The organism is Bacillota bacterium (genome assembly GCA_023511455.1).
In the GTDB taxonomy this organism is placed as follows: domain Bacteria; phylum Armatimonadota; class HRBIN16; order HRBIN16; family HRBIN16; genus HRBIN16.
Genome location: JAIMBJ010000062.1, coordinates 1 through 6,719 on the forward strand (window position 1 = coordinate 1; position 6,719 = coordinate 6,719).

The 6,719-nt window shown below is 56.2% G+C and carries 7 protein-coding genes and 1 pseudogene; 1 reads left to right on the top strand and 7 read right to left on the bottom strand.

Features of this window, described 5'->3' with window-relative positions; all coding sequences use genetic code 11:
- Nucleotides 1-413: 413 nt before the first annotated feature.
- Nucleotides 414-1,334 carry an ATPase gene (locus K6U75_17030; protein MCL6476738.1) on the top strand — a complete coding sequence of 307 codons (921 nt, stop codon included), beginning with the start codon at nt 414-416 and terminating at the stop codon, nt 1,332-1,334.
- Nucleotides 1,335-1,380: 46 nt separating this feature from the next.
- On the opposite strand, the gene K6U75_17035 is transcribed toward K6U75_17030, so the two are convergent.
- The 7 genes and pseudogenes from K6U75_17035 to K6U75_17065 all read right to left on the bottom strand — a co-directional run bounded on the left by K6U75_17035 (nt 1,381) and on the right by K6U75_17065 (nt 6,274).
- The gene (locus K6U75_17035; protein MCL6476739.1) at nt 1,381-2,343 is read right to left on the bottom strand and encodes a metallophosphoesterase; all 963 of its coding nucleotides are present in this window, start codon (nt 2,341-2,343) and stop codon (nt 1,381-1,383) included.
- A 691-nt stretch (nt 2,344-3,034) separates the two neighbouring features.
- Nucleotides 3,035-3,499 carry a type II toxin-antitoxin system VapC family toxin gene (locus K6U75_17040; GenBank protein ID MCL6476740.1) on the bottom strand — a complete coding sequence of 155 codons (465 nt, stop codon included), beginning with the start codon at nt 3,497-3,499 and terminating at the stop codon, nt 3,035-3,037.
- Nucleotides 3,500-3,760, bottom strand: a complete 261-nt coding sequence (locus tag K6U75_17045) for a hypothetical protein (protein MCL6476741.1) — start codon at nt 3,758-3,760, stop codon at nt 3,500-3,502.
- 426 nt (nt 3,761-4,186) lie between these two features.
- On the bottom strand, nt 4,187-4,849 hold the full coding sequence (locus K6U75_17050; GenBank protein MCL6476742.1) for a DUF4304 domain-containing protein: 663 nt from the start codon (nt 4,847-4,849) through the stop codon (nt 4,187-4,189).
- A gap of 47 nt (nt 4,850-4,896) precedes the next feature.
- Nucleotides 4,897-5,457, bottom strand: a complete 561-nt coding sequence (locus K6U75_17055) for a hypothetical protein (protein MCL6476743.1) — start codon at nt 5,455-5,457, stop codon at nt 4,897-4,899.
- Nucleotides 5,458-5,478: 21 nt separating this feature from the next.
- Nucleotides 5,479-5,592, bottom strand: a pseudogene (locus tag K6U75_17060) (hypothetical protein).
- A 94-nt stretch (nt 5,593-5,686) separates the two neighbouring features.
- A complete protein-coding gene (locus K6U75_17065) occupies nt 5,687-6,274 on the bottom strand; it encodes a hypothetical protein (GenBank protein MCL6476744.1) in 588 nt (195 codons plus the stop codon).
- Nucleotides 6,275-6,719: the final 445 nt, after the last annotated feature.

Here is a 6,719-nt window from a genome sequence, read left to right on the forward strand (position 1 = left end):
TCAGTACCCCCCCCCCGTTTGAGTAGCAAAGCAAGGCGTTTCATCTCTTTTGCTCCTTTCACGAGGGGTAGAAGTCTACTCACATGATACAGCACTTTTCCGGAAATGTCAACGTTGTGGGAGGGTGTTCGATGAATCGTCTTGTGGTCTGCTCCACCGACCGAAGTCGCGGGCAACTCAGGGGCAAAACCGGTTAATACAGGTTCCAGCCTCCGCACGCGGTTTCGCAGCGTCTTCGTGGTTTGCGTGAATGAACCCCCTGATGGTTAGCCATCGTTGCGTTGCTGTGGTCGCCCAGCAGAGATAATTCTCAAACACCCTCAGGGTACCCTTTTCCTGCCGACACCCGCTTGCCACAGGCTGATTTTTGCATTATCATAGTAACGCGCGTTCAAAGTGCGGGGTAACACACCGTGATATCTTCCACGCTTTTGGCGATAGACGCCGGGGGGACGAAAACCGACCTGCTGTGGGCACAACCCGACGGGCATGTGCTGGCGCACGTGCAGGGGCAGGGATTGAACATCGCCAGCAAACCTCCCGGTACCTGGCAGGATGTGCTGGAGGAACTGTTCCGCCAGGCAAATGTGGATCGCAAGACGGTTCACGTGGTGTGTGCAGGTGCTGCCGGCTACACCCTGCCTGACCGTCGCGCCCTGTTTGAACATCTCTTGCAGCAGATGCTACCCGGTGCAAGGGTTCTGGTGCTGGCGGACTATGCGATTGCGCTGGAGGGGGCTACCGGAGGCAACCCGGGTGTGCTGGTGATTGCAGGCACAGGCTCCATTGCCTGCGGGCGCGACCGGGAAGGCAGGCTGATGCGGGCAGGTGGGTGGGGCTACCTGCTGGGCGACGAGGGAAGCGGCTTCTGGATTGGGCGCGAGGCGCTGCGCGCAGTGCTTGCCGCCAAGGAGGGCTGGGGGGAACCGACCCGTTTAATCGAGATGCTCGCGGAGACGCTGGGAACCTCCGATGCAGGAGAGTGGCTGAGCGCGCTCTACCGCACCCAGAACCCACAGTCGTTGCTGGCGGAGCTGGCGCCTCTGGTCTCCGAGGCAGCCGAGCGCGGCGATGCTCTTGCCAGCCGTATACTCACCGACGCGGCACACCACCTGGCGGGGCTGGTCGTCCACGTCGCCACACATCTTCACCTGCCCGAAGACTTTCCCGTTTGCACCGTCGGCGGCGTGTGGAAGTCGGGGGGCATGTTCCTCCGCCGATTCCGAGAGCAGCTGGCGATGCATTTACCCGCTTGGCGCGGTGAAATCAAACCGCCGCTCTATTCGCCGGTGGAAGGCGCGTTGCTGCTCGCTCAGCGCATGATGTGGGCGTAGGAGCCCGTTGCCACCAGCGGGCGATACATAGGCGCAAGACAATAACCTAACCCTCCGTGGGGGCAGGATAGGGAAAGCTTCGGTACTCGTGTTCGAACGAGCCGTCCGCGTAAAGGTCAATCAAGCCCCAGCCGGGCGGCGTCTGGTGGTAGTTGCCGCGCCACCACGCTCCACTCACCGCGCCGTCGCAGATGTAGGTCACGCCGTTATACACCACGCGCTCGAGCAAATGCAAATGCCCGCTCAGGCAGAGTTTCACATTCTTGTGTCGATAGAACAGCTCCACAATCCGTCGTGCGTCGATATGCACCCATGCACCCGGGATAACCCAGTCCCCCGACTTCTCGTTCTCGCCATCGAACATCGCGCAGGCGCTCGTGATAGGCATGTGCGACAGTATCAGCACCGGGGTCGTTTCGGGCGTACGCTGTAGATCGGCTTTCAGCCATTCGAACTGCTCGTCGTCCAGACGTGCGGTGTAGTCGTTGCCTTTCGGGAACGTGCCGTCCAGCACGATGAACTTCCAGCCCGCCTGTTCGAAGCTGTAATAGGGCTTCTCGAGCCCGTAGAGCTCCATCACCCACTTCTTGCCGTACCGGGGTTCGTTGCCAGTGCAGCCGCTGCGCGACCGGTCCCAGCCCCATACGTCGTGATTGCCGATGCAGTGGCGCACGGGGATTTCGCAATTCTCGGCGAGAATGCGTTGCCAGAGGTCGAACAGGGTCTTGGCGCGTTGCTCGTTCTGTGCAAACACATCCATCACAAAGTCGCCGCCATTCAGAATCAAATCGGGTCGTTCGGGTAATTCGTGGACGGTTTTCAGGCAGTCAATGAAGCCGCGAACGGCGTTACCCTCTGGTTGCACATGGATATCTGTCAGATGGGCAATCCGCAACACGCGCTTGCGCGGTGGGTTGGACGAAGCGTCCCCTCGGTGGCGCAGGGTCAGCCAGACCGCCGCGCCCACTGTCGCCGCGCCTATGCCCTTCAGCACATCGCGTCGTGTCATTGGTTCTATTGGCTCCTCCATCGTCCTGGTTCGCACCATCTTCGCAAAGTTTCTCCATCTGTAATAGTGCAAGATTCGTACCGTTCGATGCGTTTTTGGAGGCTCAGCACAGGGTGAATGTTAAGTTTTTTTTGTGAGTGGGGCTGACCCGAACCGCTCCAGCGCGCCGAGACGACTCATCGCCATAGTCCGTCTGCGTGTGAAGGTCAAAGCCAAGCTCCTCAGCAGAGGGTCATACAGGATTTTGCCATCGCACGCGACGTCCAGATAAAGGGGAGGCGGTGCCGCCTCGAACTCCTCGGGCGTTTTGGCAAGCAAGGAAAGCCGTCCGCGCCAGGATGGATGCAGGCTCCGCTTGAGAAAGCGATAGCGGCTCCAAACGCGCGCAGGCAGGTTTCGCGCCACAATCAGCAGGCCCCAATCGCTGTGTTATCTGGCTCACGTTCAACCTGCTGCAGCAGAAACGGGATTGCCTTTACAGGTTCGGGTCGCCACTGGCGGCGTCTATCGGGTCGCGTTGGAGCCAGCGGGCGGTGCGGGGGTCATACTCGCGGGCGACGAGATGGTTCCCCTCCTCCCTCCTGCTGGCAGAGGGATGTTCCTATTTCTTTTATCTGCCTGCGCAGGGAAGGGAGACAGTGAAGAGAACGATGACACGAATCGACGGGCGAGCGCCTTGCGACTATCCCGGCTATGCATACATCTCCGGGTTCTCTACCCGCAGACCTTCTGCCTGAGCAGCACTGTTCAGCTCATGATCCGAACACACAAACACTAACGGTTCTGCACCGTAAGTAGCAAGCTCTCCCTGCACAGCCAGCGCGCTCGCCAACTGGATGGCATCATACCCGCGCAACCCATGCCTTTGTGCTAAATCCATTGCCTGTTGCACAATCGCAGGCACCGTGAGCACCACCCTATATTGGCTGAAAAAGTGGTTCTGAAACGCTTGGATAATCGCAGAGGCATCCTGAGGGCTGAACCTGCCTGCACGTGCTTGACGAGCGACTGCTGACACAACCTCAACACCCGTCACCAGTGCCACGAAGGTTTCGTGACCAGAGTGCACAGATGTGAGCATGCTTACCCAACCCGTGCCGCGCTCCTGAACATAGCGTTTGACCAGCGCGCTGCTGTCCAGATAATAAGCACCCATCTATCGCCTTTCCCGGAGGACTACCTCAGAAAGGCACACTCCCTCTGCCAACACGGGATCAAAGTCCGTCACACCAGAGTGTGCAGCAACCGTGAGCAGCAATCCCTTCGCATGCAGTGAAGCAATCGCCGCCGCCAAACGGGCCCGCTGGGCTTCCTCCTGCAACTGGGCTATCAGCTGCGCAACCGTAATCCCTCGAGCCTGTGCCTGCTGTTGCAAACTGAGGTATATCTCATCGGGAATATCTACTACCTTAGCCATCGCAACAAGCCTCCATCCTGCCAACGGTATGCTACCACCAACGAAGGAGTATGTCAAGGGGAATAATCCCTCTTCAAACCCTCGCCATCCTTTCATGAACCCAACCGGGCGCCAAAACCTGGATGACATCCGCCTCCTTATCCTGCCCAGAGGGTCTTCACCTGCAGTAAATCCACGTGGTACCCACTTGCAAGTCTCGACGGGGTCGCATTCCTTACGCGGGTTTTGGGATGCCATTCTCCTACTTGCTGCGCACTGGCTGTGCGTGGCGTCTGCTTCGCAGGACTTTCGAACTGAGAGCACGGTGTACGACTTCTTTCCCCGCATGCCGATGCGGGTTTGGGTCGCCGGAGGAGGCGTCAATCGGGTCGCGTTGGAGCCATCTTGCCGTGCGGGGGACGTACTCGCAAGCTGGCTTCTAACTCATTAGAGAGAGCCCAATATGTGCTGCCTAACATGCTCCATATGTTCCCGAATATACCAACTTGTCTCCTCCCACTCAAATGCTTCCAACTTGCGCAAACTCTTTTCACGATCGCCAACCATCCAGTATAAAACAGCTAAATAGATCGGAACCCATGCCTCAAACGGCAATATCTGCCTAAATTTGAACCATTCATCCCTATGAGAGCGCAACCATTCCAAAAAATCAATCGTATCGGATAGAGTGCGAAATCGATCTAAAAACGGAATCGCATAATCCTGTAGGTGATGGGAAACATCTGCCCAAAGACGCTCCTCAACTTCAGCTGAATCGCTCAACTTGAGTTCCCATCGGAGAGTCTCAGAATAGCGAGGATAGAAGGGAATGCTGTCGATTTCAAGGGAGATGGCTAAATAACCCTCCTTCGGATAGAGCGGAGGAGTCTCTCGATAAACGACCGAATACAGTTCGGGAATAAAGACACCAAGTATAAACCAGAACTCGCACAACTCCTGAGTATTCCAGTGACTTCTTCTTAAAATAATCGTCGGCGAGAGCCGATCCCTCTCCCACCAGTAAGCTTGACCCTTGCAAACAAAACCTTGATTGACCAATAGCTTCTGAACTCTTCGTGATAGCTTCCTAAAGCGATTGTCCAGCTCCATCTTTCCTTGCCCCCGTCAAATGATACCCCTAACGATTGACTCATAACCTATCGGCGAGGCTTGATACGCTCCTCTTTGTCCCACAAAATCTCACCAGTTTCGGGGTCATAGGGGATGAGGCGTGCTTCTTTGCCTGTCTGGTCGGCGTATCGCTGCGCCTGCTCACGACCTCGCTGCATGCCCCGTTTTGTATATGGCTTTAGCTCAACAGGGTGCCCGCACTCATCTATCGCATCAGGGCGTGAACCTTTGCCAACTCCTCGTTCTGTTGCCCAGCCTCTTTTCTTAGCCTCTTGTCGGAAGTTGTCGTGAGCTTTTTGTCCTTTCTGGGTGTGTGGGTTATTGCCCGATGTCCTATTAGCAAGTTTTTTCCCCTGTTCCCGCAGGGCGTTCTTCGCTTCCCGTTTCGCGACCTGCTCCGCACTCTCCTCTACCACCTCCTGCACGACCCGCTTTGCCAACCGACCGGCTTTGAGCCAATCTGCCCCGACTACCGAAGCCGCCGAAATGCCTGCGTTGACCCAATCGCCCTCTAACGCATAGCCAATCGCGTTGATGGCGTCGGCGACATCCCCAATCCCAGGGATAAACCCTGCTAGATCCAGCACTCTGCGGTAGTCACAATCGGTGCCGTCGGGGTCTACTTGGTTGATGGGGTCATTGCCCGCATACCGATAGAGGTTCGGGTCGCCACTGGCAGCGTCTATCGGGTCGCGTTGGAGCCATCTTGGGGTGTAGAGGATATACTCGCGAGCATGAACTGCGCACGGGTATTCACTGCAACATACGCTTCGCTACATCCGTCGGTGCCTAAGCAGCGATGCTAGCAATCTACCTCTAAAGCTGAGACACCCAATCTGCTGCGACCAATCCCAAACCGGTAACACTATAAAGCTCCAACCGTACAGGCGCTGACTCCTGCTGATAGTCAACGACCTCACCTAGATCGAAGCAGACCGCGTTAGTCAAATCAGAAAATATGCACTCGAAATAACCAAAGTAGTTGGGATGATTCAGCAAGTATGTGGCACGCAGAAAGATTTTATCAAAGCAAGCAACGCGCAACAGAGGCACCTCACAAGTTTCGTACCCATGATAAGGAATAAATTCAATTAGATATTCGGGAACATATACATAGCCAGTCCAACCAGTTGCTTGAGCTGCATGTGCTGCGAGTGATTTTTCAAGCATCACCCGATCGGTTTTCCGCCACTCTCGCCTGAGTTTAGGACAGTGCCCTGTTGTGGCAGCTTGTCGAAGTTGGCTATATTGCTGTAGAACACGATCATGTTCGTCCCAGTCCACAAATGAGAGGAGTTCCGCAGGGCACTCCAGCCACGCGGCTAATTCCCCGCGAATTTGCGACTCCACCCGCCGAAAATGAGACGCTCGCAACGCTTTGCGCAAACGCTCACTTACCTGCACAGTTAACCTCCTTGACCTGAAGTAAACTCATGCACTTATCTTATCTTCGATAAGGTACCCGAATTTTGCTTCGTCCACCTCCGTATCGTGGTCCACGCAGTCGTAGGTCAGGCTGCTCACCAGTTTTTTTAGGTCCTGCTTCCCAGTGAGGATACGGGTGATTCTCGTCCGCGGGATGATGTTGGACAATCATATCCTGTGGTCCGCCACCCTCTTTCGGAATCTGGTACTCATACCATCGATAATCGCTCCTACCACCCTGACGCACCGGCTGTTGGCACGTGGGTATCCCTGCTCGCCTCATCGCCTCACGACGCGCAGCGCGAGATGTCTCACAAATCGCCTCCTCAGAAGGGCGTAATGCCCTAAGTGCTTTGCTGCCTGCGCGCTCATATAATACCACATGAGAGATATCCCGGACGCGCTTGACCCACCGACCGACTTT